This window comes from Pseudooceanicola endophyticus, from assembly GCF_018760365.1.
Taxonomy (GTDB): Bacteria; Pseudomonadota; Alphaproteobacteria; order Rhodobacterales; family Rhodobacteraceae; genus Pseudooceanicola; species Pseudooceanicola endophyticus.
The window spans coordinates 717,983-743,130 of sequence record NZ_JAHIAB010000001.1; the positions used below are offsets into that span (position 1 = coordinate 717,983).

The 25,148-nt window shown below is 66.7% G+C and carries 33 protein-coding genes; 19 read left to right on the forward strand and 14 right to left on the reverse strand.

From position 1 onward, the window contains the following. Positions 1–104: 104 nt before the first annotated feature. The 4 genes from lgt to KM176_RS03500 all read left to right on the forward strand — a co-directional run bounded on the left by lgt (position 105) and on the right by KM176_RS03500 (position 3,075). The gene (gene lgt / locus KM176_RS03485; RefSeq protein ID WP_160896286.1) at positions 105–998 is read left to right on the forward strand and encodes a prolipoprotein diacylglyceryl transferase; all 894 of its coding nucleotides are present in this window, start codon (positions 105–107) and stop codon (positions 996–998) included. Then, positions 995–2,086 carry a class I SAM-dependent methyltransferase gene (locus KM176_RS03490; RefSeq protein ID WP_375372135.1) on the forward strand — a complete coding sequence of 364 codons (1,092 nt, stop codon included), beginning with the start codon at positions 995–997 and terminating at the stop codon, positions 2,084–2,086. Before lgt ends, KM176_RS03490 begins: the two co-directional genes overlap by 4 nt. Further along, entirely contained in the window at positions 2,076–2,831 is a 756-nt protein-coding gene (pgeF, locus tag KM176_RS03495) for a peptidoglycan editing factor PgeF (protein WP_160896285.1), read from the forward strand. Before KM176_RS03490 ends, pgeF begins: the two co-directional genes overlap by 11 nt. A gap of 97 nt (positions 2,832–2,928) precedes the next feature. Then, positions 2,929–3,075, forward strand: a complete 147-nt coding sequence (locus KM176_RS03500; protein ID WP_160896284.1) for a hypothetical protein — start codon at positions 2,929–2,931, stop codon at positions 3,073–3,075. 4 nt (positions 3,076–3,079) lie between these two features. On the opposite strand, the gene KM176_RS03505 is transcribed toward KM176_RS03500, so the two are convergent. After that, the gene (locus tag KM176_RS03505) at positions 3,080–3,580 is read right to left on the reverse strand and encodes an Lrp/AsnC family transcriptional regulator (protein ID WP_160896283.1); all 501 of its coding nucleotides are present in this window, start codon (positions 3,578–3,580) and stop codon (positions 3,080–3,082) included. A gap of 202 nt (positions 3,581–3,782) precedes the next feature. Between KM176_RS03505 and trxB the strand changes: the two genes are divergently transcribed. Beyond that, positions 3,783–4,751: a thioredoxin-disulfide reductase gene (trxB, locus tag KM176_RS03510; RefSeq protein WP_160896282.1), complete on the forward strand. Its 969-nt coding sequence runs from the start codon at positions 3,783–3,785 to the stop codon at positions 4,749–4,751. Between the two features lie 264 nt (positions 4,752–5,015). Here trxB and KM176_RS03515 read toward each other — a convergent pair whose 3' ends face one another. Together KM176_RS03515 and KM176_RS03520 are read right to left on the reverse strand one after the other, a co-directional pair. Further along, on the reverse strand, positions 5,016–5,240 hold the full coding sequence (locus KM176_RS03515) for a DUF1150 family protein (RefSeq protein ID WP_160896383.1): 225 nt from the start codon (positions 5,238–5,240) through the stop codon (positions 5,016–5,018). Between the two features lie 5 nt (positions 5,241–5,245). Continuing rightward, positions 5,246–5,659, reverse strand: coding sequence for an Hsp20 family protein (locus KM176_RS03520; protein WP_160896281.1), 414 nt, complete (start codon positions 5,657–5,659; stop codon positions 5,246–5,248). Positions 5,660–5,820: 161 nt separating this feature from the next. On the opposite strand from KM176_RS03520, the gene KM176_RS03525 reads away from it, so the two are divergent. From KM176_RS03525 to KM176_RS03535, 3 genes are all read left to right on the forward strand, one after another. After that, entirely contained in the window at positions 5,821–6,045 is a 225-nt protein-coding gene (locus tag KM176_RS03525) for a YdcH family protein (protein WP_160896280.1), read from the forward strand. Positions 6,046–6,212: 167 nt separating this feature from the next. Then, positions 6,213–6,701 carry a 5-(carboxyamino)imidazole ribonucleotide mutase gene (gene purE / locus KM176_RS03530; protein WP_160896279.1) on the forward strand — a complete coding sequence of 163 codons (489 nt, stop codon included), beginning with the start codon at positions 6,213–6,215 and terminating at the stop codon, positions 6,699–6,701. Next, complete coding sequence (locus KM176_RS03535) at positions 6,694–7,770, forward strand: 5-(carboxyamino)imidazole ribonucleotide synthase (protein WP_160896278.1); 1,077 nt, start codon at positions 6,694–6,696, stop codon at positions 7,768–7,770. Before purE ends, KM176_RS03535 begins: the two co-directional genes overlap by 8 nt. Before the next feature lie 77 nt (positions 7,771–7,847). Here KM176_RS03535 and KM176_RS03540 read toward each other — a convergent pair whose 3' ends face one another. The 4 genes from KM176_RS03540 to groES all read right to left on the reverse strand — a co-directional run bounded on the left by KM176_RS03540 (position 7,848) and on the right by groES (position 11,844). Continuing rightward, positions 7,848–8,978, reverse strand: a complete 1,131-nt coding sequence (locus KM176_RS03540; RefSeq protein WP_160896277.1) for an alpha-D-ribose 1-methylphosphonate 5-triphosphate diphosphatase — start codon at positions 8,976–8,978, stop codon at positions 7,848–7,850. An 81-nt stretch (positions 8,979–9,059) separates the two neighbouring features. Next, on the reverse strand, positions 9,060–9,581 hold the full coding sequence (locus KM176_RS03545) for a GNAT family N-acetyltransferase (RefSeq protein WP_160896276.1): 522 nt from the start codon (positions 9,579–9,581) through the stop codon (positions 9,060–9,062). Between the two features lie 272 nt (positions 9,582–9,853). Beyond that, a complete protein-coding gene (groL, locus tag KM176_RS03550; RefSeq protein WP_160896275.1) occupies positions 9,854–11,494 on the reverse strand; it encodes a chaperonin GroEL in 1,641 nt (546 codons plus the stop codon). 62 nt (positions 11,495–11,556) lie between these two features. After that, positions 11,557–11,844: a co-chaperone GroES gene (groES, locus tag KM176_RS03555; protein WP_160896274.1), complete on the reverse strand. Its 288-nt coding sequence runs from the start codon at positions 11,842–11,844 to the stop codon at positions 11,557–11,559. 335 nt (positions 11,845–12,179) lie between these two features. Between groES and KM176_RS03560 the strand changes: the two genes are divergently transcribed. After that, positions 12,180–12,533, forward strand: coding sequence for a nuclear transport factor 2 family protein (locus tag KM176_RS03560; RefSeq protein ID WP_160896273.1), 354 nt, complete (start codon positions 12,180–12,182; stop codon positions 12,531–12,533). On the opposite strand, the gene KM176_RS03565 is transcribed toward KM176_RS03560, so the two are convergent. Next, positions 12,512–13,198, reverse strand: coding sequence for a DUF2161 domain-containing phosphodiesterase (locus KM176_RS03565; RefSeq protein ID WP_160896272.1), 687 nt, complete (start codon positions 13,196–13,198; stop codon positions 12,512–12,514). The genes KM176_RS03560 and KM176_RS03565 overlap by 22 nt on opposite strands. 118 nt (positions 13,199–13,316) lie before the next feature. Here KM176_RS03565 and KM176_RS03570 point away from each other — a divergent pair, with 118 nt between their 5' ends. After that, positions 13,317–14,237, forward strand: a complete 921-nt coding sequence (locus KM176_RS03570) for a manganese-dependent inorganic pyrophosphatase (protein WP_160896271.1) — start codon at positions 13,317–13,319, stop codon at positions 14,235–14,237. Between the two features lie 70 nt (positions 14,238–14,307). Here KM176_RS03570 and KM176_RS03575 read toward each other — a convergent pair whose 3' ends face one another. Next, on the reverse strand, positions 14,308–15,495 hold the full coding sequence (locus tag KM176_RS03575) for an MFS transporter (RefSeq protein ID WP_160896270.1): 1,188 nt from the start codon (positions 15,493–15,495) through the stop codon (positions 14,308–14,310). Positions 15,496–15,591: 96 nt separating this feature from the next. On the opposite strand from KM176_RS03575, the gene KM176_RS03580 reads away from it, so the two are divergent. From KM176_RS03580 to KM176_RS03595, 4 genes are all read left to right on the forward strand, one after another. After that, complete coding sequence (locus tag KM176_RS03580) at positions 15,592–16,194, forward strand: TetR/AcrR family transcriptional regulator (protein ID WP_160896269.1); 603 nt, start codon at positions 15,592–15,594, stop codon at positions 16,192–16,194. A 119-nt stretch (positions 16,195–16,313) separates the two neighbouring features. Continuing rightward, positions 16,314–17,186, forward strand: a complete 873-nt coding sequence (locus tag KM176_RS03585; protein WP_160896268.1) for a TIGR01459 family HAD-type hydrolase — start codon at positions 16,314–16,316, stop codon at positions 17,184–17,186. A 107-nt stretch (positions 17,187–17,293) separates the two neighbouring features. Beyond that, positions 17,294–17,734, forward strand: coding sequence for a MaoC family dehydratase (locus KM176_RS03590; protein ID WP_160896267.1), 441 nt, complete (start codon positions 17,294–17,296; stop codon positions 17,732–17,734). Positions 17,735–17,775: 41 nt separating this feature from the next. Beyond that, positions 17,776–18,597 (forward strand): DUF817 domain-containing protein, encoded by an 822-nt coding sequence (locus tag KM176_RS03595; RefSeq protein WP_160896266.1) that lies wholly within the window; start codon positions 17,776–17,778, stop codon positions 18,595–18,597. A 13-nt stretch (positions 18,598–18,610) separates the two neighbouring features. On the opposite strand, the gene KM176_RS03600 is transcribed toward KM176_RS03595, so the two are convergent. After that, positions 18,611–18,985 (reverse strand): hypothetical protein, encoded by a 375-nt coding sequence (locus KM176_RS03600; protein WP_160896265.1) that lies wholly within the window; start codon positions 18,983–18,985, stop codon positions 18,611–18,613. A 133-nt stretch (positions 18,986–19,118) separates the two neighbouring features. On the opposite strand from KM176_RS03600, the gene KM176_RS03605 reads away from it, so the two are divergent. Further along, positions 19,119–19,883, forward strand: a complete 765-nt coding sequence (locus KM176_RS03605; protein ID WP_160896382.1) for an alpha/beta fold hydrolase — start codon at positions 19,119–19,121, stop codon at positions 19,881–19,883. Here KM176_RS03605 and KM176_RS03610 read toward each other — a convergent pair. Then, positions 19,859–20,119 (reverse strand): hypothetical protein, encoded by a 261-nt coding sequence (locus KM176_RS03610; protein ID WP_160896264.1) that lies wholly within the window; start codon positions 20,117–20,119, stop codon positions 19,859–19,861. The two genes, KM176_RS03605 and KM176_RS03610, sit on opposite strands and share 25 nt — an antisense overlap. Positions 20,120–20,341: 222 nt before the next feature. Between KM176_RS03610 and KM176_RS03615 the strand changes: the two genes are divergently transcribed. Further along, positions 20,342–20,479, forward strand: coding sequence for an entericidin A/B family lipoprotein (locus KM176_RS03615; protein WP_160896263.1), 138 nt, complete (start codon positions 20,342–20,344; stop codon positions 20,477–20,479). A gap of 126 nt (positions 20,480–20,605) precedes the next feature. Next, entirely contained in the window at positions 20,606–20,722 is a 117-nt protein-coding gene (locus KM176_RS03620; protein ID WP_160896262.1) for an entericidin A/B family lipoprotein, read from the forward strand. Between the two features lie 259 nt (positions 20,723–20,981). On the opposite strand, the gene lepA is transcribed toward KM176_RS03620, so the two are convergent. Continuing rightward, positions 20,982–22,781, reverse strand: a complete 1,800-nt coding sequence (lepA, locus tag KM176_RS03625) for a translation elongation factor 4 (protein ID WP_160896261.1) — start codon at positions 22,779–22,781, stop codon at positions 20,982–20,984. Positions 22,782–23,235: 454 nt separating this feature from the next. On the opposite strand from lepA, the gene KM176_RS03630 reads away from it, so the two are divergent. Next, complete coding sequence (locus KM176_RS03630) at positions 23,236–23,580, forward strand: hypothetical protein (RefSeq protein WP_160896260.1); 345 nt, start codon at positions 23,236–23,238, stop codon at positions 23,578–23,580. Positions 23,581–23,584: 4 nt separating this feature from the next. Here KM176_RS03630 and KM176_RS03635 read toward each other — a convergent pair whose 3' ends face one another. Then, entirely contained in the window at positions 23,585–24,043 is a 459-nt protein-coding gene (locus KM176_RS03635) for a low molecular weight protein-tyrosine-phosphatase (RefSeq protein ID WP_160896259.1), read from the reverse strand. A 64-nt stretch (positions 24,044–24,107) separates the two neighbouring features. Here KM176_RS03635 and KM176_RS03640 point away from each other — a divergent pair, with 64 nt between their 5' ends. Next, on the forward strand, positions 24,108–24,794 hold the full coding sequence (locus KM176_RS03640) for an NAD-dependent deacylase (protein ID WP_160896258.1): 687 nt from the start codon (positions 24,108–24,110) through the stop codon (positions 24,792–24,794). Between the two features lie 3 nt (positions 24,795–24,797). Here the strand turns inward: KM176_RS03640 and KM176_RS03645 are convergent. Then, a partial coding sequence (locus KM176_RS03645) for an SLC13 family permease (RefSeq protein ID WP_215558754.1) occupies positions 24,798–25,148 on the reverse strand: 351 nt, incomplete at its 5' end.

Sequence of the window (25,148 nt, forward strand, 5' to 3'; positions counted from 1 at the left end):
CTCGCGTGGCTGTTACATCTGCCCCCTATATGACCCGGAGCGCAGGCGGCAACAACCCTGCGGTCCGCTTGACCTGGACCTGAACCATACGGCAGAACCCCGCCATGCACGCCGCCATTCCCTTCCCCGATATCTCGCCCGAGATCGTCTCGATCCACCTCATGGGCCTTACCCTGTCGCTGCGCTGGTACGCCATGGCCTACCTCGTCGGTATCGTCATCGGATGGCTGCTTGCCCGCGCCGCCATCTCCCGCGCCCGGCTCTGGCCCGGCGACACCGGCCCCATGAGCCGCACCCAGCTTGACGACCTGATGACCTGGCTGATCCTGGGCGTCGTCCTGGGCGGTCGGCTGGGCTTCGTCCTGTTCTACGAGCCCGCCTACTACCTCTCGCATCCCGCCCAGATCCTGCAGGTCTGGAACGGCGGCATGTCCTTCCATGGCGGCCTTCTGGGCGTCACCGTGGCCATGCTGGTGTTCTGCCGCAAATACGGGCTGCCGATCCGTTCCACCATGGACATGCTGGCGCTGGCGGCCCCTCCGGGGCTGATGCTGGGCCGCATCGCCAACTTCATCAACGGAGAGCTCTGGGGCCGCCCGACCGATCTGCCCTGGGGCGTGATCTTCCCCTCGCCCGAGGCACAGACCTGCGCCGGCGTCATCGGCCCCTGCGCCCGCCACCCCTCGCAGCTGTACGAGGCCGGGCTGGAGGGGCTGATCCTGGGCACCCTGCTGCTGATCCTGGCCTTCGGCACCCGCACGCTGAAACGCCCCGGCCTGCTGACCGGCATCTTCGTCATGGGCTACGGCATCGCCCGCTTCATCGTGGAATTCTTCCGCCTGGCCGATGCCCAGTTCATCACGCCGGACAACCCCCATGGCCATGTGCTGCGCTTCACCGCCGAATACGGGCTGACCATGGGCCAGCTGCTCTCCACGCCGATGATCCTGCTGGGGCTGATCTTCATCCTGGCCTTCGGGCGCCGGGCGCGCCCGTGACGCCGCTCGCCCGCCTTCTCGCAGAGCGCATCGCCCTCGACGGGCCGATGAAGCTGTCGGACTACATCGCCGAATGCCTGCTGCATCCGGGCCTTGGCTACTATGCCACCCGCGATCCGCTGGGGGCGGCGGGCGATTTCACCACCGCCCCGGAAATCTCCCAGATGTTCGGAGAGATGCTGGGCCTGGCGCTGGCACAAAGCTGGCTGGACCAGGGGGCGCCCGCCCCCTTCGTCCTGGCAGAGCTGGGCCCAGGGCGCGGCACGCTGATGGCCGACGTGCTGCGCGCGACGCAGGGCGTTCCGGGTTTCCACGCCGCCCTGCGCCTGCACCTGGTCGAGGCCTCCGGACCGCTGCGCGCCGCCCAGTCCGAGCGCCTTTCGGCCCATGACCCGCAGTGGCACGACACCCTGGAAGACCTGCCCGACGGACCCCTGTTCCTGCTGGCGAACGAATTCTTCGATGCCCTGCCGATCCGCCAGTTCCAGCGCGACGGCCATGGCTGGCGGGAACGCCGCGTCGGGCTTGAGGGCGACCGCCTGACCCCCGGGCTGACCGGCATCACCCCCGAGCCCGCGCTGGCGCTGCGCCGCCTCGACACCCGCGATGGCGACATCGTCGAACTCTGCCCCGCCGGTCAGGCCATCGCCGCCGGGATCGGCGCCCGCATCGCCCGATTCGGTGGCGCCGCGCTGATCGTCGATTACGGCGACTGGCGCTCCGGGGGGGATACCTTCCAGGCGCTGAAGGCCCATGCGCCGGTCGATCCCTATGCCGAACCCGGGCTGGCCGACCTGACGGCGCACGTGGATTTCGAACAGCTCGCCCGCGCCGCCGCCCCGGCCCGCCATGCCGCGATGACCCCGCAGGGGGTCTTTCTGGAACGCCTTGGCATCACCGAACGGGCCCGCGCCCTGGCCTCCCGGCTTGGCGGTGCGGCGCTTGAGTCCCACATCGCCGCACATCGCCGCTTGACCCACCCCAATGAAATGGGGACGCTCTTCAAGGTACTCGCGCTCTACCCCGAGGGGCAGATGCCGCCCCCCGGCCTTGAAGCCGCCCCGCCGCTGGACCTCCATGACGCTTGAAATCCTGACATCCCCGGTACTTCGCCCCGCCCGCCACGGCTTCTTCACCCGCAAGGGAGGCGCCTCTTCAGGCATCTTCTCGGGGCTGAACTGCGGCGCCTCCTCGACCGACCAGGCCGAGATCGTCTCGATCAACCGGGCGCGGGTCGCCCAGGCGATGGACGTGCCCCCGGGCACGCTGGCGCAGGTGAAACAGGTGCATTCCGCCCGCGCCGTCACCACCACCGGCCCCTTCGACACCGCACCCGAGGCCGACGGCATGGCCACCGCCACCCCCGGCGTCGCGCTGGCGATCCTGACGGCGGATTGCCAGCCGGTGCTGTTCCAGGACCCGGTGGCGCAGGTGGTGGGCGCGGCCCATGCCGGCTGGCGCGGTGCGCTGGACGGCGTGCTTGAGGCCACGATCGAGGCGATGGAATCCCTCGGGGCAAGCCGCAGCAACATCACCGCCGCCATCGGCCCCACCATCAGCCAGAAGGCCTACGAGGTCGGCCCCGAATTCCTTGACGCCTTCCTGGACCAGGATCCCGACAACAGCCGCTTCTTCGCCGGGGGGACGGCGGATCGGATGCAGTTCGACCTGCCCTCCTACGGGCTGCACCGGCTGCGCAGCGCCGGCATCGCCCAGGCCGAATGGATCGGGCACTGCACCTATTCCGATCCCGGGCGTTTCTTCTCCTACCGGCGCACCACCCATGAGGGCGCCGCCGATTACGGGCGGCTGATCTCGGTCATCCGGCTGTAATTTGTCTTGAATGCAAGGCAGCTTCCGCCCGCGCCGCAAGCGGGCGGTAACCCCGCGCGCCCAGACTGCCGTCCGGGTGTGCGGGAAAGGAACGGCCATGCGCAAGCAGGAGGAACGTCTTCAGCGCCAGATCGCGGCGGCGGCCAAGGCCGCCGGGCATGTGCCCTATCGCCGGGGGCCACCCCGGGAGGCGCTGATCGCCCGCCGCAAGGCGCAAGAGCCCCCGCCCCAGCCCGAAGACTAGGGCCTCAGGCCTCGCGGGTCAGCCGTTCCTCGAGGATCTCGAAGGGCACGCCGGGCTCGTCCTTGGCGCCGCGGATCACCAGAGAGGTCTTCACGCTGGCGACATTTTCGGCCGAGGTCAGCTGCCCGGTCAGGAAGCGCTGGAAGGTCGACAAGTCGGGCGCCACGCATTTCAGGATGAAATCGACCTCGCCGTTCAGCATGTGGCATTCCCGGACCAGCGGCCAGGAACGGCACTTTTCCTCGAAGGCGACCAGATCGGTCTCGGCCTGGCTGACCAGCCCGACCGAGGCGAAGACCTGCACCTCGAAGCCCAGTTCGCGGGCATCGACCTCGGCGTGGTAGCCCCGGATATAGCCCGCCTCTTCCAGGGTGCGCACCCGGCGCAGGCAGGGCGGCGCGGAGATTCCGACGCGTTTTGCCAGTTCGACGTTGGTCATGCGTCCATCGGCCTGCAGTTCGGCAAGGATCTTGCGGTCGATGGGATCTAGACGGTTTCCGGCCATGCCTGTGCTCTCTCCGTTATTGCGTTTCTTATAGCAGCGCCAAATCCCTGCGCAATAATGTTTCAACCTCGCGCAACATATGACTCCGACCTCCGGCGCCCTGCCGCACAATCTTGTCATCTCGCGGCTCGTCTTGCGCGGCGCCCGGGGGCAGCCTAAGTAGGACCCGTTTCTGAATTCCCAAGATGAGCGGAGGGCTGACATGGCCGAGACTCGCAAGACCAAGGTTCTGATCATCGGCTCCGGCCCCGCCGGCTACACCGCCGGTGTCTATGCCAGCCGCGCCATGCTGGAGCCGATCCTGGTGCAGGGGATCGAACCCGGCGGCCAGCTGACCACCACCACCGAAGTCGAGAACTGGCCCGGCGTCGCCGAGATCCAGGGCCCCGAGCTGATGGTCAACATGGAGGCCCATGCCAAGGCGATGGGCTGCGAGATCGTCGGCGACATCATCACCGATCTCGACCTGTCGAAACGTCCCTTCGTGGCAAAGGGCGACTCGGGCACGGAATATGTCGCCGACGCGGTGATCCTGGCCACCGGCGCCCGCGCCAAGTGGCTGGGCCTTGACTCCGAAGAGGCCTTCAAGGGCTTCGGCGTCTCGGCCTGCGCCACCTGCGACGGCTTCTTCTACCGCGGCCAGGAGATCGTGGTGATCGGCGGTGGCAACACCGCCGTGGAAGAGGCGCTGTTCCTGACCAACTTCGCCTCCAAGGTGACGCTGATCCACCGCCGCGACGAGCTGCGCGCCGAGAAGATCCTGATCGACCGCATGTCGAAGAACCCCAAGATCGAACCGCTGTGGTTCCACGAGCTGGTCGAGGTGGTGGGCGAGGACACGCCCAAGGGCGTGACCGGCATCAAGGTCCGCGACGTGCGCAGCGGCGCTGAATCCGAGATCCCCGCCAAGGGCGTCTTCATCGCCATCGGCCACGCGCCGGCCTCCGAGCTGGTGAAGGACCAGCTGGAGCTGCACCACGGCGGCTACGTCAAGGTGAACCCCGGCTCGACCGAGACCTCGGTGCCCGGCGTCTTCGCCGCCGGCGACCTGACCGACCACAAGTACCGCCAGGCGGTGACCTCGGCGGGCATGGGCTGCATGGCCGCTCTGGATGCAGAGCGTTTCCTGGCCGAGGCGGGCCTCGCCGAAGGCGGCGAAGCCGCCGCCTGAACAGCGCCCCCTCGCGACAAGAAAGAAGGCCCTTCCCCTGGGAAGGGCCTTTCTCATGCGCCCCAAACAAAAGGGCCCCGCGCCTCCCGCCGCCGGAGCCCTTCCGGACATTCCGCCAGCCCCGGGCTCGCTCTCATCTGGCCGAAAATATCCCGGGGGTGTCGGCAAGGCCGACGGGGGCAGAGCCCCCAGCCCGGCCCGCCGCCAGCGCCCCGTTCAATCCATCGTCAGCCCAGCCATCATCCGCCCAGGCTCACTTCAAGGTCAATGCACCGTGACCGGCGCCAGGTCGTTCTCGCGCGCCAGGGCGAAGGCGAGGCTGCGTTCCTTGACCAGCGCCAGGCGCTCGCCCTCGGCATTGTGCACCGCAAAGAGCTGCGTCATGCCCGGCACCTGTTCGCGCACATCCTCGGGCAGGTCCTCGATGCGCACGGCGCGGACATAGACGGTCCGGTCATCGCCGAAATCGAATGCGTACTTGTGGTCCATGGTCTTCATCCTTTCCTGATCGAGATGCGCTGCACGATCCGCTCGGGCTCGGCCCGGGTGAGGTCCACGTGCAGAAGTCCGTTCTCCATCACCGCCTCACCGACCTCGACGCCCTCGGCCAGCACAAAGCTGCGCTGGAACTGGCGGGCGGCGATGCCGCGGTGCAGGAAGACACGTTCTTCCTCCTCGTCGCCCTGGCGGCCGCGGATCACCAGCTGGCGATCCTCGAGCGTGATGGCCAGGTCATCCTCGGCAAAGCCCGCCACGGCGAGCGTGATCCGATAGGAATAGGCGGAGGTCTGTTCGATATTGAAGGGCGGATAGCCCTCGTTGCCGGACTTGGCGCTGCGCTCCAGCAGCCGCTCCAGCTGTTCGAACCCGAGAAGATAGGGGTGGGACCCCAGGGTCAGCTTGCTCATCCGATCGCGTCCTTTGTCTAAGCGACGTATCACGCGGATCCCCGACATCGGCGAACCCGCTGATTTCAATATGGGTAGAGCGGCCAGCGGCTGCAAGAGCTTTGCGATCCTGCCCGTCCTGGCCTATCCTAAGATCCCGACAACCAGTGATCGAATCAGCCATGAACGCCTTCAATGATCTCTCCATGAAAACCGACGAGGTCCTGAAGGTGGAGCTTGAGGTGTTCCGGCGCGAACACCGTGACCTCGACGATGCCATCTTCGCCCTGCACGAACAGGGGCGCGCAGATGCCCTGACGCTGCAGCGGCTGAAAAAGAAGAAGCTGGTGCTTAAGGACAAGATCCGGCTGATCGAGGACCGCCTGACCCCCGACATCATCGCCTGAGACCTGCCGGGCCGGGGGCTCCGCCCCCGTCGGCCTGCGGCCGCCTCCCCCGAGGTATTTCGGACAAGAAAATGCAAGGGCGGCGGTTTTCGGCGCCGCGCCGAGAGCAATTGCCCCTGCGCGTGAAATCTCTATAAGCCAAGGCTCCGATATTCAGGAGGCAAGGCATGAGCGAGGTCAAGGTCGGGATCATCATGGGCAGCCAGTCGGACTGGCCCACCATGAAGGAAGCCGCCACCATTCTCGACGAGCTGGGCGTGGCCTACGAGACGCGGATCGTCTCGGCGCACCGCACCCCGGACCGGCTGTGGGACTACGGCAAGACCGCCGTGGACCGTGGCCTGCACGTGATCATCGCGGGCGCGGGCGGGGCTGCGCACCTGCCCGGCATGATGGCCTCGAAGACCCGTGTGCCGGTGATCGGCGTGCCGGTGCAGACGCGGGCGCTCTCGGGCCTCGACAGCCTCTATTCCATCCTGCAGATGCCGAAGGGCTTTCCCGTGGCGACCATGGCCATCGGCTCGGCCGGTGCCGCGAACGCGGGCCTGATGGCGGCCGGCATCCTGGCCGTGTCCGACGCGGCCCTGGCCGAACGGCTGGAGGCCTGGCGCGCGGCCCTGTCGGCTTCGATCCCCGAGGTGCCTTCCGATGACTGACGTGCTTCCCCTCGGTTCGACCATCGGCATCCTGGGCGGCGGCCAGCTGGGCCGGATGCTCTCCGTCGCGGCTTCGCGTCTGGGCTTCCGCACCCATGTCTTCGAGCCGGGCGCCAACCCGCCCGCCGCCGACGTGGCCCATGCGCTCACCACCGCCTCCTACGAAGACACCGAGGCGCTGAAGGCCTTCGCCGCCTCGGTCGACGTGGTGACTTACGAGTTCGAGAACATCCCCACTTCGGCCCTCGACGTGATCGAAGCCCTCAAGCCGATCCGTCCGAACCGCGAAGTGCTGCGGATCTCGCAGGACCGGCTGACCGAAAAGGACTTCCTGACCGGCCTCGGCCTGACCACCGCGCCCTATGCGGATGTCCCCGACCTTGCCGCCCTGGAACAGGCGCTGGCCGATCTGGGCGCCCCGGCGATCCTGAAGACCCGCCGCTTCGGCTATGACGGCAAGGGCCAGGTGCGCATCACCGACGCCACCCAGGCGGCCCAGGCCTTTGCCGAGATGAAGGGCGCCCCCGCCATCCTCGAAGGCTTCGTCGATTTCACGATGGAGATCTCGGTCATTGCGGCGCGTGGCCTCGACGGCTCCGTCGCCTGCTTCGATCCGGGGCGCAACGTCCACCGCGAAGGCATCCTGCGCGAGACCACCGTACCCGCCGGCATCCCCGCGCGCCTGCGCACCGATGCCATCATCCTCGCGGGCCGGATCCTGAACGCGCTGGACTACGTCGGCGTCATGGGGGTCGAACTTTTCGTCACCCCCCAGGGCCTGCTGGTGAACGAGGTCGCCCCCCGCGTCCACAATTCCGGCCACTGGACCCAGAACGGCTGCGCCACCGACCAGTTCGAACAGCACATCCGTGCCGTCACCGGCTGGCCGCTGGGGGACGGCTCGCGCCATTCCGACGTGGTGATGCAGAACCTGATCGGCGACGACATGGACGAGGTTCCCACCCTCGCCGCCCGCCCCGGCACCGCGCTGCACCTCTATGGCAAGGCCGAAAGCCGCCCGGGCCGCAAGATGGGCCATGCGAACCACGTCAAGCCGCAGCAGGCCTGATCCATTTTCTTGTCCGAAATACCTCGGGGGTGAATTGAGCCCACAGGGCTCAAGAGGGGGCAGCGCCCCCTCCCCCATCACCCGAAGAACCGGGAGGCCATCTCCGGCCCCAGGTAGGCCAGCCGCCCGCCCGCCACGGTCGCGCCGACGCGCCCCGTCTCGGGGTCCAGCAGCAGCAGGTCGGCGCGCAGCCCGGCCTCGATCCGGCCACGATCCGTCATCCCCAGAACCCGCGCCGGCCCGTCCGACACCAGCGCCCAGGCGGCTTCCAGCCCCATCGTTTCCGCCAGTTTCAGCGCGCCCTGGCGCGGCGCCGGGTAATGGTAATCCGACGCGAGCGCCGCGCAGAGCCCCTGCCCGATCAGCGCCTGCGCCGAAACCTTGCCGGCATGAGAGGCGCCGCGCACCACGTTGGGCGCACCCATGATCACCGGCTCGCCAGCCGCGACGGCGGCCTGCGCGGCCTCAAGCGTCTCGGGAAACTCCGAGATCCCGGCGCCAAGCGCCCGCCAGAAGGCCCGCCGTTCAGCACTGTCGTCATCATGGCTGCCGAAGCGCACGCCGGGCAGGCGCGCCACCAGCGCCGCCACCGCCGGGCCGACCTCGGCGCTGCGCTGATGCAGCGCCTGCATCAGCGCCAGATGCGCCTCCGGAGAGCGTCCGCTCTTAAGCGCCTGTCCGGTCAGACGCGGCGGTTTGCGCCCCTCCGACAGCTGGCGGTGCGGCAGGTGATCGTTGAACACGACATAGCCGACCCCGAAGCGCTCCACGCAGGCGGCAATGGCGTCGAAATCGTCCAGAAGATGGCTCTCGACCCGCAGCTGCACGCGCAGGTCCACCGCCTGAAGCGGCGCCACGGCGGCGTGGGCCTCCAGCATGGCACGGGCGAAATCGGGGCCGCGCATCCCCCCCTCCCAGGACCAGAACTGCGCCAGCATGGCGGTGGTGATGCCGTTCGCGGCCAGCTCGACCGCCAGCATCGCCAGCCCGTCGCCCATGTCGAGCATGGCGCCCCGGCGCGGCGCCAGGTGGCGTTCGAAGCCGTCACCATGGGGATCGACGATCCCCGGCAGTAGCAGGAAGCCCGAGGCATCCACCGCCCGTCCGCAGGGCGCATCGACGATCCGCCCCTCGGTGATCCCGACGGGCGTTTCGATCAGCCCGCCCGGGCGCAGCACCCGGGCACCGGTAAAATGGAACGGAATCATGCCGCAACTCCGGCGGCGCTGGCGCAAGCTCTGTCAGTCATGCCCCCCGCTAGCACGGCGCAGCGGGCGGGCGGAAGACCCTCAGCGCGTAGGCGCCATGTCCAGGGCGTCGAAGGCCTCGGCATAGACCAGGCGCTCATGGGCGAAGGCAGTACCGGGCTTGATCGGATACATCAGCGTCTGCTGCGCATCATAGGGAGTCGAGAGGTTCTGCGCCGCCTTGTAGGTGAAACCGAAGCGCTGGTAGTAGCGCCCGTCGCCCAGCACGGTGACCGCCGCCGCCCGCGCCCGGCGGGCATAATCCAGCCCGTAGCGGATCAGATCGGCACCGATGCCGCTGCCATGGTAGCTGGGAATCACCGAAAGCGAGGACAGCGCGAACCAGTCCTCGGGGCTGACATGGCGCGAAAAGCCGATATAGCCGACGGCCTCGTCCCGTGCATCGAAGGCCAGAAGCTCGACCGCCATGTCGCCGTTGTCGCGCAGGGTGCTGACCAGACGCGCCTCTGCCGGGGTCTCGTACCCCTGGGTCAGCACGTTGCCGACCCGGACTTCGTCCCCGGGCTCGAACAGCCGCATGGTGATCTTCACGTTCTTCGCCATACCAATAATCCCGGCTCAAATCTGACATTGCGGGCACTGGGCCCCGCACCGGATCAACTGTACCGCGCGGCCCGGGCGGTGCAGCCCCCCGGATGCGGCAGAGCGGCGATATATCGCAAATCTTTAACGCATGTGATGAATTTGCAGCCGTTTCCGTGTCCGGACCCTGGTATCCGCACCTTGGCGTTTACCGGAACCGATTGCCCGCAAACGAAAAAGGGGGGCCGAAGCCCCCCTTTCCCGCCGGGCCGAAGCCCGAATGTTCGGATGAATTACATCATGCCGCCCATGCCGCCCATGTCGGGCATGCCGCCACCTGCGGGCGCGTCCTTCACCGGCTTGTCGGCCACCATTGCTTCGGTGGTGATCAGCAGGCCTGCGATGGAAGAAGCGTCTTCCAGCGCGGTGCGGGTCACTTTCGCGGGGTCGATGACGCCGAATTCGAACATGTTGCCATATTCTTCGGTCTGCGCGTTGAAGCCGAAGTTCAGGTCTTCGGATTCGCGAACCTTGCCGGCAACCACGGCACCGTCGACACCGGCGTTTTCGGCGATCTGGCGCAGCGGCGCTTCGATCGCGCGGCGCACGATGGCGATACCGGCGTTCTGGTCGGAGTTGAAGCCGACGAGGCCTTCCAGCGCCTTGCCACCCTGAACCAGGGCAACGCCGCCGCCGACCACGATGCCTTCCTGAACGGCCGCGCGGGTCGCGTTCAGGGCGTCATCAACGCGGTCCTTGCGCTCTTTCACTTCGACTTCGGTCGAGCCGCCGACCTTGATCACGGCAACACCGCCGGCCAGCTTGGCCACGCGCTCTTGCAGCTTCTCACGGTCGTAGTCCGAGGAGGTTTCCTCGATCTGGGTGCGGATCTGGGCAACGCGTGCTTCGATCTCTGCCTTGTCGCCAGCGCCGTCGACGATGGTGGTCTCGTCCTTGGTGATGGTGACGGTCTTGGCCGAGCCCAGCATGTCCATGGTGACATTCTCGAGCTTCATGCCCAGATCTTCCGAGATCACCTGGCCGCCGGTCAGGATCGCGATGTCCTGCAGCATGGCCTTGCGGCGATCACCGAAGCCCGGTGCCTTGACGGCTGCGATCTTCAGACCGCCGCGCAGCTTGTTCACGACGAGGGTCGCCAGGGCTTCGCCCTCGACGTCTTCGGCGATGATCAGCAGGGGCTTCTGCGACTGGATGACCTGCTCCAGCAGGGGAACCAGCGGCTGCAGCGAGGAGAGTTTCTTCTCGTGCAGCAGGATGATGCAGTCATCCAGCTCGGCAACCATCTTGTCGGCGTTGGTCACGAAGTAGGGCGACAGGTAGCCACGGTCGAACTGCATGCCTTCGACGACATCCACTTCGGTTTCCATGCCCTTGGCTTCTTCGACGGTGATCACGCCGTCGTTGCCGACTTTCTGCATCGCGTCCGCGATCATCTTGCCGATGGCTTCTTCGCCGTTGGCCGAGATGGTGCCGACCTGAGCAACTTCGCCCGAGTCGTTGACGGGGCGCGAAGCGGCTTTGATGGCTTCGACGACCTTGGCGGTTGCCATGTCGATGCCGCGCTTCAGATCCATCGGGTTCATGCCGGCGGCAACGGCCTTCAGGCCGTCCTTGACGATGGCCTGAGCCAGCACGGTTGCGGTGGTGGTACCGTCACCGGCTTCGTCGTTGGTGCGGGAAGCAACTTCCTTCACCATCTGTGCGCCCATGTTCTCGAACTTGTCTTCCAGTTCGATTTCCTTGGCGACCGAGACACCGTCCTTGGTGATGCGCGGTGCGCCGAAGGACTTGTCGAGGACCACGTTGCGGCCTTTCGGGCCCAGGGTCACCTTGACGGCGTCGGCGAGGATGTTGACGCCCTTGAGCATCTTGTTGCGAGCGTCGGTGTTGAACTTGACGTCCTTAGCAGCCATGTCTCTCTCCTGAAATTCTAGTACGGGGGTCAGCGATCAGGGTCAGTGCCAATCCGTGAGGATCAGGCGATGACGCCCATGATGTCGCTTTCCTTCATGATCAGCAGCTCTTTGCCGTCCAGCGTGATCTCGGTACCGGACCACTTGCCGAACAGGATGCGGTCGCCTTCCTTGACGTCCATGGCAACGCGGTTGCCAGCATCATCCTTGGCGCCTTCGCCAACGGCAATGACCTTGCCCTCGGCGGGCTTTTCTTTAGCGCTGTCGGGGATGATCAGACCGCCGGCGGTCTTTGCTTCGCTTTCGACGCGCTCGACGAGCACACGGTCATGCAGCGGTTTGAATGCCATCTCTGAGGCTCCTTGGCTCAAAGTTTCTCCCTTGGGCCCGCCCCTGGCGGGCATTAGCACTCGGTCTTGATGAGTGCTAACGGCACCTGAGATAGGCAAGCGATCCGGAGCTGTCAACGATCCTGTCCGGAAAAAACTTCCTGCTGCGAAGCAGAGCGAAGAAAGCGGGCAGTCGGGTCAAGGCACCACAAGATATGGGGACACCCCGCCTTGCGGATAAGGGCCTCGGCACCGATCTGCCACGCAGGGAAAAGAATCGCCTGCCCCGGGGAACCGGGGCGCCCCCTGCGGCGTCTTGACCACACAGCGCCATCGCACCCTCCGGGAGCCCCGCCATGCAGACCAGAACCGTGACCCGCCTTTGGCAGCAAGAGCGCCAGCTCTGGACCGGCGACAGCGCCCGCTTCGCCCGCCGCCTGTCCCCCGCCTGCCTGATGGCCTTTCCCGACGGCGCCATCCTGCGCGGCGCCGAGATCCTGCGCTCCCTGAGCGCCGCGCCGCGCTGGCAGGCGGTCGAGATGCACGGCCAGCGCCTGTCGGAACACCATGGCGCCGTGGTACTGGCCTACCGGGCGCGGGCCCGCCACGCCGGGCGCGCGGATTACGATTGCCTGTGCACCTCCTGCTGGGTGCCGCGCGACGGCGTCTGGCAGATGATCCAGCACCATCAGGCGCCGCTGGCCGCCTGAGCCTCCAGCGCGTCCCGCCCTTCCGGGCGCAGCGCGTAGACCCCCTTCTCCACCCGCTCGAACCAGCCGTAATGATCGTCGCGCATGATCTGGGTGGCGCGCGGCACGGCGGCGGCGCGGGCGACTTCGGCGCCCCGGCAGGCGCCGGCCAGCGCCAGATGCGCGGCGCAGCGCAGCGCATCCTGGCGGTAGGCGGTGACGATGCCCGCCCGGCTGCCCCCCGTATTGGGATCGCCCTGCCGTTTCGAGAATTCCCGCAGCAGCCGCCCCTGCCGCGCCTTCACCTTGCGCGGCGCATAGGGACCGGGATCGCACTGCGCCTCGACATAGCCATCGCGCAGCCGCACCGTCAGCAGACCCAGCCCCAGCCGCCGGCACAGCGCCACGTGGCGCGCCAGCGTCTTGCGCCCCTTCACCGCCGGCACCGCAAGATAGACGAAATCCGTCACCCCCAGCCGGTCGATCCCCTGCTGGATCAGCTGCAGGCTCATCGCGGTCTTCATCTCGACGATCACCGGGTCCGGGTCATCCCCGCGCATCGCCATGACATCGGCGCCCGCGACCTCGGCCTTCACCGCGTAGCCCTGCCCTTCCAGGTAGGCCTTCACCGGGGCGTAAAGATCCGTTTCCTTCAGCGTTTCCCTCCTTCGATGCCGCCCCGACATGCGCCTGTGGCTGCCCTGCGCCGTTTTCGCGCAAGCCGCAGCGCGACCGGGTGACTTCGTTTCGCGCCCCACTTATAAGGGCCGCGGATTCCATTTTTCGCAACGACGGAAGCATCTCATGACGATCAAGGTCTTTGGCCACAAGTCCCCCGACACCGATTCCACCGGCTCCCCGATCATCTGGGCCTGGTACCTCTCCGAGGTCGAGGGCAAGCCTGCCGAAGCCAAGCTGCTGGGCGAGCCCAACACCGAAGCCGCCTTCATCCTGGAGAAATGGGGCTTCGACAAGCCCGAGATCATTTCCGAAGTCACCGCTGACGACACCGTCGTCATCGTCGACACCAACAACCCCGCGGAACTGCCCGCCGCGATCAACGACGCCAACGTCGTGCAGATCATCGACCACCACAAGCTGGTCGGCGGCCTGGAAACCAAGGGTCCGATCGACATCACCATCAAGCCGCTCGCCTGCACCGCGACCATCATGTACGACCTGATGGGCGATGCCGCGGCCAAGATGCCCGACAACATCAAGGGCGCGATGCTGTCCTGCATCCTGTCGGACACGCTGGAATTCCGTTCGCCCACCACCACCGACGTGGACAAGGCCCTGGCCGAGAAACTGGCAGCCGAGCTGAACCTGGACATCGCGTCCTACGCCTCGGAAATGTTCGAAGCGAAATCCGACGTCTCGGCCTTCTCCGATGCGGAACTGATCCGCATGGATTCGAAGGAATACGAGGTCGGCGGCACCAAGTTCCGCGTCTCGGTGCTGGAAACCACCGCGCCGAAGATCGTGCTGGATCGCAAGGCGTCGCTGATGGAAAGCTTCAAGGCCGTCGCCGCCGAGGATGGCGTGGACGAGGTGCTGCTGTTCGTCGTCGACATCCTGAACGAGGAAGCCACCATGTTCATCCCCAACGACCTGGTGAAGGGCGTGGCGGAAAAGAGCTTTGGCGCGACCGTTTCGGGCGACACCGTGGTCCTGCCGGGCATCATGTCCCGCAAGAAGCAGATCATCCCGAACCTGGCCGTCTGAGGTTTCGGACCCGGGAACGGAAAGGGGCGCCCCGCGGGGCGCCCCTTTTGCATTCGGCAAGGCCCTTCCTTCAGGCCCGCACCGGCATCACCGCGCGTTCGCGGAACAGCAGCACCGACAGGCCCGCGCAGACCAGCGCGGCCACCCCGAAGATCGAGAAGGCGGTGGTGAAGCCATGCGTCCCGATGATCGGCTGAGAGATCAGGGGCGACAGGAACTGGCCGAGGAAGATCGAGGTGCCGATCAGACCCGAGCACAGGCTGCGCCGCCTGGCCGGTGCCACGTCCATGACCGAGGCCATCACCGTCGGCACGATCAGCCCCGGGCCGGTGCCCAGCAGCAGGCCCGCGATGGTGGCGAAGACCATGTTGGAGGACTGGCCCATCAGTTCGAATCCCGCGCACATCAGCACGAAGCCGCAGGCCATGACCCCGGCACGGCCCAGGGCGGCGCGCAGCTTCGGATAGATGAAGGTGACCGAACCCGAGGCGAAGAAGGCTGCCACCAGCACGATGGAGGCCGCCATCGGCTCCGGATGGCCGATCTCGGCCATGTAGAAGGCGATCTGGGTGGGCACGATGTAATAGCCGACAAAGACCATCAGCCCCAGGAACAGCGCCACGCCCAGCATCAGGCCCCAGCCCGGCTGACCGCCGCCGCCCGCCTGGGCATGGGCCGTGGCATGGTCGTGATGCGCAGGTTCGCTCAGGGAAACCGCCATGACCGGCAGGTAGATCAGGCCGACGAAATACAGCACGAAGGGCAGGAAGGCGGAATGGCCCGCCAGATCACCGGCGATGCCGATGAAGACCACGCCGCCGTAGCTCATGAAGGCCATCTGCAGCGCCATGAACTTGCCGCGCACGGGGCCGTGGAAATACTCGGCCGCCAGAGCGGTCAGCGGCGCCATGACCAGCGCCACGGCCAGGCCCAGCAGCAGGCGGCTGGCCAGCAGCAGCGGCAGGGTCGGCAGCCACAGGCCCCCGGTCCCGGCGATGGCGAACAGCGCCGCGCCGGTCATGATCATCCGCTTGCGCCCGAAACTGTCGGCGAAATGCCCGGCGATGGGCGCGCAGATCGCCACCAGCAGAGAGGGGGCGGTGACCAGCAACCGCGTCAGCAGCCCGGCATTGGGCGTGTCCCTGAAATGGTCGGCAATCCCGGCGAGGCCGGGGCTGATGATGGCGTTGGACATGATCGTCAGTGTTGCGGCAAGCAGCAGGGCAATCGCCCGACGGTCCTTGAGCAAGGAACCCATGGGTGGTGTACCTTCGAATCTGGAGAGGAGAGTTACAACTTTCACTTTCCGTAACTTGTAACTAAATTGCTCGCAAGACTGTGAGGAGAGGATCGGATGCCGCGCACGGGGCTTTCTGCCGAAGAGCTGAAACAGACGGCGGTGCGCATTGCCAGCGCCCGCATCACCTCTCAGGGATATGCCCGCCTGCGGATGACCGATGTCGCGGCCGAGATCGGCGTCAGCCATGCCGCCCTCTATGCCCATTTCCGCGACAAGGCCGCGCTGCTGGACGCGGTGGTGGATTGCTGGCTGATCACCGCCCGCCACCGCCTGAAGGAGATCGCCGAGGGTCCGGGCAGCGCCGAGGACCGGCTGGAGACCTTCTTTGTCGAGCGCGTGCGCCTCAAGCGCGAGGGGGCGCGGCGCGACCCCGAGCTGCACGAGGCCTATTGCCAGGTTTCGGACCGGCTGCGCGATGTGGTGACCGGGCACCTGGATGACATGCAGGCGACCATCGCGGTGCTGCTTCGGCAGACCATCCCGACGCTGGCGGACCCGGCCCATGCGGCGGCGGTGCTGCAAACCGCGCTGATCGGCTTCAACCACCCCCGCCTGGTGCGCGACTTCCTGCATATCGACGATGCCACCACCGAACGGCGCCTGCGCGACACGCTGCGCACCATGCTGCGGGGGCTGCGCGCCGACCCGACCGCCTGAACGGGCGTGCCCCCGGCGCAACCCTGCCACCGGGATCCGCATCGCCTCTGGCCCCCGGGGGGCATCTGCGCCATATCTCTGCCCGAGCCCACCGCCCAACAGCCTGGACCAGAGATCACATGACCCGGATCATTTCCTCCCTCGCCGACATCTCCGACGATTACGACGCGCTTTTCGTCGATCTCTGGGGCTGCGTGCACAACGGCATCACCGCCTATCCCGCCGCCGTCGCGGCCCTTGAGGCCTATCGCACCAAGGGCGGCACCGTGGTTCTGGTGACGAACTCTCCGCGCACCCGCGCCGCCGTGACCAAGCAGCTGGTGGGCTTTGGCGCACCGGAAAGCTGCTACGACACCATCGCCACCTCGGGCGACGCCGCGCGCACCGCGATGTTCGAGGGCGTCGTCGGTCAGAACGTCTGGTTCATCGGCAGCCAGGAAGAGACCGTCTTCTTCGAGCCGCCGAAGATCCTCGACAACCCGATGCAGATCAACCACGTCCCCCTGGACGAGGCCGAGGGCATCGTCTGCACCGGCCCGCTTGATCCGATGGCCGATCCCGAGGTCTACCGGGGCGAATTCCTGCTGGCCAAGACCAAGGGCCTAAAGCTGCTCTGTGCCAACCCCGACATCGTGGTGGACCGCGGCGATCACCGCGAATGGTGCGCCGGCGCGCTGGCCAAGCTTTACACCGAGATGGGCGGCGAGAGCCTCTATTTCGGCAAGCCGCATCCGCCGATCTACGACCTGGCACGCCGCCGGCTGGCGAAACTGGGCAAGGACGTGCCCTCGGACCGGATCCTGGCGATCGGCGACGGCATCCACACCGACATCCAGGGCGCCATGGGCGAAGGCATCGACAGCCTGTTCATCACCGGCGGACTGGCCGAGAAGGAAACCCGGACCACCGACCAGCCCGAGGAGGCCGCGCTGAAGGCCTATCTGGAGCAGGCGCAGATGGAACCGACCTTCTCCATCGGCTTCCTGCGTTAAGACCTTAGCAGGATTGCCCGAGACAATCGGATGGGTAATAAAATTACCCATCCGGCCACCTCCCGCGCCGGATTGTGACCTGCCCACAGACTCCCGGAGGAGGGTACATGGACAATTTCCCGCGCGGCACGATCTGCATCGAAGATATCGAGATGGGCATGACCCGGCACCTGCGCAAAGAGGTGACCGATGCCGATATCGAGAAATTCGCCGAAGTCTCGACCGACCGCAATCCGGTGCATCTGGATGACAGCTATGCCCGCGACACGATCTTCGGCGGGCGCATCGCCCACGGGATGCTGACCGCCGGGCTGATCTCGGCGGTGATCGGGGAACAGCTGCCGGGCCATGGCTCGGTCTATCTTGGACAATCGCTGAAATTCCTCGCCCCCGTGCGCCCCGGCGACGTGGTGCGCGCCGAGGTCGAGGTCGTGGGGATCGAGGTCGACCGCCGCCGGGTGACCCTCGATTGCCGCTGCGAGGTCGCGGGCAAGACCGTGCTGGCCGGAGAGGCGCTGGTCATGGCGCCCTCCCGCAAGTTCGACTGAGGGCGCTGGACAGGGCCCGCGGCAAGCCGCATGAAGACCGCATGAGCGCCTCAGACCCCAGCCTTCCCCGCCCCGCCGGTTTCCTCTCTGCCGCCGTGACCTTCGTGGCCCGGCAGCTCTGGGCGGGGCTGTTCGCCGTCATCATCCTGGGCGCGATCATCGGGACCAAGCTGATCTGGCAGCCCGGCTGGGCGCTGGAGCGTTACGACGCGCTGTTCCTGATCGCCATCGGCACCCAGATCGTGCTGCTGGCCACCCGGCTTGAGACCTGGGACGAGGCCAAGGTGATCCTGCTCTTCCACTTCACCGGCACGGCGATGGAATGGTTCAAGGTCAACCACGGCTCCTGGGGCTATCCGGAGGCCGGGATCTTCAAGATCCTGCACGTGCCGCTGTTCACCGGCTTCATGTATGCCTCGGTCGGCAGCTACATCGCGCGCTCGATCCGGATCTTCGACGCGGTCTTCGCCCCCTACCCGCCCTACTGGGTCAGCGTGCTTCTGGCCGTGGCGATCTACGTGAACTTCTTCGCCCACCACTACCTGCCCGACATCCGGGTGCTGCTGTTCATTGCCACGGTGGTGATCTTCGCGCGCACCCGGCTGTGGTGGCGGGTGGGCCAGCGGCGGATCTGGATGCCCTTCCCGCTGGCCGCGCTCGGCATCGGCTTCGCGCTCTGGGTGGCCGAGAACATCGGCACGCTCTCGGGCACCTGGGCCTATGCGGGTCAGGGCCGATGGCAGCTGGTCTCGACCTCGAAGATCGGCGCCTGGTACCTGCTGTTCTTCGTCAGCTTCGCCACGGTGACGCTGGTGATGCGCGACACGCTGCGCCGGGGGCCCTGGCGCCCCGGCCAGGACTGATCGCCGGAACCGATCACAGCCAGCCCTGCCACCAGGCCAGCGCCATCAGCAGAAGAAACAGGATCGCAAGGTTGATGCCCAGCCCGCTGGCCATCTCGTAGGCGATGCGGGCGCGGCGCTCCTTCGGATCAAAACCCTTCAGCCCGCGTTCAAGCGTGCGGAAACTGCGCTTGAGCGCCTTGTCGTCCAGTTGCCGCGCCAGTTTCGGATGGCCCATCATCTGACGGGCGCGCAGGATCTCCTCGGCCGCGCCCTGGGCACCGCGCGGCAACCGCTTGCCGGCCAGAAGCAACAGGCTCTCGAAATCACCATCCCGGCGCCGCATGCGACGGCGCAGCAAGGTTTCAAGCCGGGCTTCCTCCCGGCGGAATGTCTCGGCGTCGACCATCTGGCGCATTTCCTTCTGCTGGGCGGCCAAGGTAGCGCGCGCCGCCGCCCCCGCCAATCCCCGCCTTTCCCGCAGGGCGCCCATGCGCGCTTTGCCACTGGTCGGACGCTGCGGCTTTGGCTATCGCTGGGCCATGCTGAACACGATCCGCCATGATGGCCCCGCCGATGCCACGCCCCTCCTGATCGCCCACGGGCTTTTCGGCTCCGGGCGCAACTGGGGCGCGGTGGCGAAACAGATCGCGCAGGACCGCCCGGTGATCGCAGTGGACATGCGCAACCACGGCAACTCCTTCCGCGCGGACGAACACAGCTATCCCGCCATGGCCGCCGACCTGGCCCGGGTGATCGAGGCCGAGGGCCGCCCCTGCCATGTGCTGGGGCATTCCATGGGCGGCAAGGCCTCCATGGCGCTGGCGCTCTCGCGGCCCGAGCTGGTCGCCCGGCTGATCGTCGGAGACATCGCCCCGGTCAGCTACGGGCACACACAGCAGGACTTCATCGACGCCATGCGCAGCGTCGACCTGGACAGCCTGACCCGCCGTTCCGAAGCCGAGGCCCAGCTGGCCGCCGCCGGCGTGCCGAAATCGCTGCAAAGCTTCTTCACCCAGAGCCTCGACATCAAGGAACGGGCCTGGAAGCTGAACCTCGACGCGCTGGAGGCCGAAATGGCAAAGATCCTCTCCTTCCCGGAGGATCTGACCGGCCCCTTCGAGGGCCCGACCCTGTTCCTTTCAGGCAGCGAAAGCGACTACATGCGCCCCGAATACCGGGCCCGCATCAAGCTGCTCTTCCCCCATGCGCGCTTCGCGAAGCTGCAGGGCGCTGGCCACTGGCTGCATGCCGACAAGCCGCGCGAATTCATCGCGACGGTTCAGCAGTTCCTCGACAGGGGCTGAGACAGCGACCGGGAAAGCGACCGACCCGCCATCCGTTTCGGCGCAGGCTTCCCGCTGCGCGTGAGGCGCCGGACCAGCGGGCCGCTGGCCAGCAGGCAGACGGCACAGAGCGGCAGCAGTTCCGGCAGTTGCCAGCCCGACCGTGACAGGATCTGCAACCCGTCGGCCAGCTGCACCATCATCCCGGCCAGCGCCGCCCCGACAACAAGCTGAAGCAGAAGATTCATGCGGATCATCTGGGGTTCCTTCCTCCTAGGTCCCGGACATCTATGCGGGGACAGGCCCTCCCGGCCTTGACCTGTGTCAAATCAACGCGGAACGCCCGGAGGCGCCCGGTTCCCCGCAGCAGGATGACCCAACGTCACCTAAAAATCGAGCGATTTGTGGCGACCCCCAGGGAACCGGCACCGGCAAAGGGCGTTGACCCATGAAGCGTTCAACGGACCAAGGAGATGACCATGCTGCGTATTGCCGCCCTGACCGCCGCCCTTCTGAGCCTCGCCGCCTGCGAGACGATTCACGGCGCCGGACAGGATATCCAGAACGCCGGCGAGGGCATCCAGCAGTCCGCGACCGAGACCCAGGCGCAGATGTAAGCGTCCGGACAGCGTAACGAGTACGGGGCCGGCTTGCCGGCCCCTTTTGCGTTCCGCACCCGCTCTGGACGGAGCCGGACGGCGCCTCTAAGACTGTCCGCACCACCACATCAACCCGAGGGAAAGATGATCCGACTTTTCATCTGTCTGGCACTGCTGAGCGGACTTGCCGCCTGCGAAACCGTCAAGGGCGCCGGGCGCGACCTCCAGAATGCCGGTTCCGCCATGGAACGGGCCTTCTGAGGCTCAGAGGCACCGGCGCCACTCAGGATACCCCCGCCGCCCTTACCAAGATTCCGCCTCCGGCGGGGATATTTATGGCCAGATGACAGGGAGCGGACGGCTCTTTCATCTGGCCGGAAATATCCCGGGGGAGGCCCCGCAGGGGACGGGGGCGGAGCCCCCTTCTTTGCCCTCCCACTGCCCCCGCACGATGCACAAGACAAAACCCCCTCGGTTCAGACCGAGGGGGTTTTCATTTCCAGAGCTCTCCCGACCGGGCTCAGCTGTCCATCTTGAGCGCCGAGATGAAGGCTTCCTGCGGGATCTCCACCTTGCCGAACTGGCGCATCTTCTTCTTGCCGGCCTTCTGCTTATCCAGCAGCTTGCGCTTCCGGGTGGCGTCACCGCCGTAGCATTTCGCCGTCACGTCCTTGCGCAGCGCCGAGAGAGTCTCGCGCGCGATGACCTTGCCGCCGATGGCCGCCTGGATCGGGATCTTGAACATGTGGCGCGGGATCAGGTCCTTCAGCTTCTCGCACATGGCCCGGCCGCGCATCTCGGCGCGGTCGCGGTGCACCATCATCGAAAGCGCATCGACCGGCTCGTCGTTCACCAGGATCTGCATCTTCACGAGGTTATCCTCGCGGTAGCCGGTCAGGTGGTAGTCGAAGGAGGCATAGCCCTTGGAGACCGATTTCAGGCGGTCGTAGAAATCGAAGACCACCTCGTTCAGCGGCAGGTCGTAGACCACCAGCGGGCGGGTGCCTGCATAGGTCAGCTCTTCCTGGATGCCGCGGCGGTCCTGGCACAGCTTCAGCACGTCGCCGAGGTATTCGTCGGGGACCATGATGGTCGCCTTGATCCGGGGTTCCTCGATATGATCGACATAGGTCAGGTCGGGCATGTCGGCGGGGTTGTGCAGCTCCTGCATCGTCCCGTCCTTCATGAAGACATGATAGACCACCGACGGCGCCGTGGTGATCAGCTCGATATCGTATTCGCGCTCCAGCCGGTCGCGGATCACCTCTAGGTGCAGCAGCCCCAGGAAGCCGCAGCGGAAGCCGAAGCCGAGCGCCGCCGAGGTCTCCATCTCATAGGAGAAGGAGGCATCGTTCAGCGCCAGTTTCTCGATCGCGTCGCGCAGGTCCTCGAATTCCGCGGAATCCACCGGGAAGAGACCGCAGAACACCACGGGGATCGAGGGTTTGAAGCCCGGCAGCGGCTTGTCGGTGCCCTTCTTCTCGTGGGTGATCGTGTCGCCGACCTTGGTATCGCGCACCTGCTTGATCGAGGCGGTGATGAAGCCGATCTCGCCGGGCCCAAGTTCGTCGACGTTCTGCATCGCGGGGCGGAAGACGCCGATCCGGTCGATCTGGTGGATCGTGCCGTTGCGCATGAATTTCACGCGGTCGTTCTTCTTCATCACCCCGTCCATGATACGGACAAGGACGACGACGCCCAGGTAGCTGTCGTACCACGAATCGACCAGCATCGCCTTCAGCGGCGCGTCGCGGTCGCCCTTGGGCGCGGGCAGCTTGTGGCAGATCGCCTCCAGCGTCTCGTGGATGCCGAGGCCGGACTTCGCCGAGACCAGCAGCGCCTCGGAGGCGTCGATGCCGATGACGTCCTCGATCTGCTCCTTGATGCGCTCGGGCTCGGACGCGGGCAGGTCGATCTTGTTGAGGACCGGGATGATCTCGTGGTTGGCGTCGATGGCCTGGTAGACGTTGGCCAGCGTCTGCGCCTCGACCCCTTGCGTGCTGTCGACAACCAGCAGGGAGCCTTCGACGGCATGCATGGAGCGCGAGACCTCATAGGCGAAGTCGACGTGTCCGGGGGTATCGATCAGGTTGAGGACATAAAGCTCGCCATTGTCGGCGATATATTCGATGCGGACGGTGTTCGCCTTGATCGTGATGCCCCGCTCGCGCTCGATATCCATCGCGTCGAGCAGCTGCTCCTTCATTTCCCGCTCGGAAACGGTGTTCGTGGACTGGATCAGCCGGTCGGCCAGGGTGGATTTCCCGTGGTCGATATGGGCAACGATGGAGAAGTTACGGATATGCGCGAGATCGATCATGATGGGCAGCATATGCGGGGGAAAAGGCGTTTTGGCAAGTGGCCAGATGCGTCCGAAGCGCCCCCCGGCCAGCTGTTTTGCGACCTTCGTCCGGGGTCGGGGTCCGGGCCGTGCAGGGCGGGGCCCCGCATCCCGGCGCGCGGCCCTGCCGCAGCGGCAATCCGCCGGTCCCGATCACCCGGCGACGCCACCCCCGGGGACGCGCGCCTCATCGCCGATCTCCGCCGCCTTGCAGGCTTGGCCACGGGGCGCTTTGCGCCTGCGGACAGAAAGGCAAGCGGCATCGGCGGAACCCCGCCACCGCCCGCGACAAACCGTTGCCTGAAAGCCGCGAATCCCTCAGCATCCGGGCCATCTTCGGCCCGGGCAAGCGGGCCGGGAACCGTCCCCGACAACGGCTTAAGCCGGACCGGGCGGGCAGGTCTTCAGTATGGCAGAAGCCAGGGGCAGAAACATGACAGGCACCTTCCGCACCGCCCTCAGAGGCGGTCTTTTCCCGATTACGGCCCTCGCCTTTTCGGCACTTGTGCTGTGCGCGCTGCCGCAGGCCGGTCAGGCCGGTCCCATCGACAATGCCTGCATGAGCAGCGGACAGCGCCAGGCCAATGCCCGCGTCTGCTCCTGCCTGCAGGCCGTGGCCAACCAGACGCTGGGGCGCGGCGATCAGAAGCTGGCCGCCAAGCTGATGATGAAACCCGAGATGATCGACGATCTGCGGCAGTCCCCCTCCGGCGACCAGCGCGCCTTCTGGAGCCGCTACACGATCTTCGGCACCGCCGCGCAGAACAGCTGCTCCTGAGGAGTCACACCCGCCCGAGGCGGGCCAGCAGGCCCTTCGCGCAGTCCTCGATCAGGTCGAGGGCGCCGTCGAAGTCGCGCGTGTACCAGGGGTCGGGCACCTCGGTCGCGCCGAAATGCGCCGAGGCCTCGGGCAGGTAATCGGTGAACAGGCGCACCGGCGTGTCCCTGCCCGCCGGGCGCTGCGCCTCGATATCCTCAAGGTTCTGGGCATCCATCGCCAGGATCAGGTCGAAATCGTCGAAATCGGCGCGGCGGAACTGGCGGGCCCGCAGCCCCGACAGGTCATAGCCCCGCGCCGCAGCGGCCTGCTGCATCGGTCCGTAGGGCGCCTCTCCGGCGTGCCAGCCGCCGGTTCCGGCGGAATCGAGCGTCAGCCCGGGCGCCAGCGCCCGCGTCACTCCCTCCGCAGAGGGCGAACGGCAGATGTTTCCCAGACAGACGAACAGGATCGAGGTGGTCATGGCGGCTCCGGCTGTGGCAGTCTTCCTGCAAGCTAGAGCGATGAACAGACGGGGAAAAGGGCGGATGGAGAAGATCGTGATCCTGACCGGGGCCGGAATCTCGGCCGAGAGCGGCATCAACACCTTCCGCGACAGTGGCGGGCTGTGGGAAAACCACCGGCTGGAGGATGTCGCCACCCCCGAAGCCTTCGCCCGCGATCCCGTGCTGGTGCAGGGCTTCTACAACGCCCGCCGCGCCGCCGCCGCGCAGGCCCGTCCAAACCCCGCCCACACCGCGCTGGCCGAATTGCAGCGCCACTTCCCGGGCGAGGTGATCATCGTGACCCAGAACGTCGATGCCCTGCACGAGGCTGCCGGGGCGCAGGTGCTGCACATGCACGGATCGCTGGACCAGGCGCTCTGCGCCGCCTGCGATCACCGCTGGCCCGCCCCCCTCCAGATGCGCGTGCCCGAGCCCTGCCCCGCCTGTGGCGCGCCCCGGGGCCGCCCCGACATCGTCTGGTTCGGAGAGATCCCCTACCACATGGAAGAGATCATCGGGCATCTGGAAAGCTGTACGCTGTTTGCCGCCATCGGCACCTCGGGGCAGGTCTATCCGGCGGCGGGTTTCGTCCAGGCCGCCGATGCCGCCGGCGCCCATACGGTGGAACTGAACCTGGAGGCTTCCGCCGTCTTCAGCGATTTCGCCGAGGTCCGCCAGGGCCCGGCCAGCCGGATCGTCCCCGCCTGGGTCGCTGAGCTGCTGCCCTGAGCCTTACAGCCACAGGACCCTGATGGCTGCGGAGACGATGAGGCCCATGGAGAGGTTGAGGGGGATGCCGATCCTCAGGAAATCCGAGAAGCGGTAGCCGCCGGGCCCGTAGACCAGGGTGTTGGTCTGGTAGCCGATGGGGGTGGCGAAGCTTGCCGAGGCGGCGATCATCACCGCGATCACCAGGGGGCGCGCATCGATCCCCATGGCGCCGGCCAGGCCCACCGCGATCGGGGTCATCACCACGGCGACGGCGTTGTTGGACACCAGCTCGGTCAGCACCGAGGTCAGCAGGTAGACCGACCAGATCACCAGGAAGGGCGGCAGATGCGACATCGCCGGGGCGATGGCATC